Source organism: uncultured Leptotrichia sp. (assembly GCF_938036635.1).
Classification (GTDB): Bacteria; Fusobacteriota; Fusobacteriia; order Fusobacteriales; family Leptotrichiaceae; genus Leptotrichia; species Leptotrichia hongkongensis.
This window is the reverse complement of the sequence record NZ_CALHQO010000374.1, coordinates 1-1137: the sequence shown is the minus strand read 5'-3', so window position 1 is coordinate 1137 and position 1137 is coordinate 1. Positions and strand designations below refer to the sequence as shown.

Here is a 1137-nt window from a genome sequence, read left to right as displayed (position 1 = left end):
TTTACTGCTGATGACCGATTAGATTTTATTTATAAGGATCAAGATGAATATATATGCGATGCAGCGCACGTACTGTTATCCCAAGATTATGATCAATCCCAAAAGGCATATACAATATTATTGATGCAACATACTTCGATTAGAGAGCATTTATACTTAGCAAAAATTGCGAATCAATCATATGGTCAAAAGATACTGACAGATAAAGAAGCATTAATTAATTTATTTTATTCAACTTTTTTACAGTACATCAAAACTCTTTTTTATTTAATCTAATATTCTAAATACTATTTAGAAAGGCTGTCATATCTTTTTGCAAGTTTTAAAGCTCTTTCTTCTGTCATAGAAAGTCCAGTTCCAGCTGCTCCAAACACAGCCATTTTAGGTCCATCCTCTTCATCATTCAACGCTTTTTTTATAGCCACTTTCCTGTCATTTAGCCATTTTGCCTGTTCAGCCTTAAATTTTGACTGTTCTTTTGCTGGTAATTTTTTCAAAATTAAATCATACACTTTGTTCATTTCTTTTTCCCATTCATCTGTTAATTCAGAGCTGGCATTCAACATATCTGCTGTGGTTCCTTCAAACTTTGATTCAAGTCTTTCTTCCGCAACTTTCATACGTTCCTTTAGCCCATCTTCATATTTTCCAGCAAATGCAACTGCTCCTACAAGTAATAATCCTGTTATTAGTAATTTTCTCATTTTTCATCAACTCCTATTTTATTTTTTTATATTTTGTATTAAATCATAAACTCTTTTTTTAGTCAACTTAATTTTAAATAAAATTCAAATATTTTTTCATATTCCCCATTTCTATATCTATAAAACTCTATACAATCTTCCATAAAATTCCATAATTTTTTATCAAAATATTTTAATCCATCACTAAGAATTATTTCCTCAGAAAAATAAACTTTTTCACAATCGTTTATAACTGTTATGTTCCCATTTCCACTATAATTCCATTTCATTTCTGAATTTTCAAGACTTTGTGCCTTAAAATAAATTCTATTAACATTTTTCATTATATCATACATAATTACAATATTATTATTTTTCATAATTCACCTACAACTTTTTTATTTCTTAAATTTCAAAATAAATTTACTATATCTCACAACACAATTTAACTAAA

The 1137-nt window shown here is 27.5% G+C and carries 3 protein-coding genes; 1 reads left to right on the top strand and 2 read right to left on the bottom strand.

Annotation, left to right across the window (positions count from 1 at the left end):
- Nucleotides 1-276: hypothetical protein (locus Q0370_RS07460; protein ID WP_299574097.1), on the top strand; the 276-nt coding region annotated here is incomplete at its 5' end.
- 11 nt (nucleotides 277-287) lie between these two features.
- On the opposite strand, the gene Q0370_RS07455 is transcribed toward Q0370_RS07460, so the two are convergent.
- The gene (locus Q0370_RS07455; RefSeq protein WP_299574094.1) at nucleotides 288-704 is read right to left on the bottom strand and encodes a lysozyme inhibitor LprI family protein; all 417 of its coding nucleotides are present in this window, start codon (nucleotides 702-704) and stop codon (nucleotides 288-290) included.
- Between the two features lie 62 nt (nucleotides 705-766).
- Nucleotides 767-1063, bottom strand: coding sequence for a hypothetical protein (locus tag Q0370_RS07450; RefSeq protein ID WP_299574091.1), 297 nt, complete (start codon nucleotides 1061-1063; stop codon nucleotides 767-769).
- Between the last annotated feature and the right edge of the window lie 74 nt (nucleotides 1064-1137).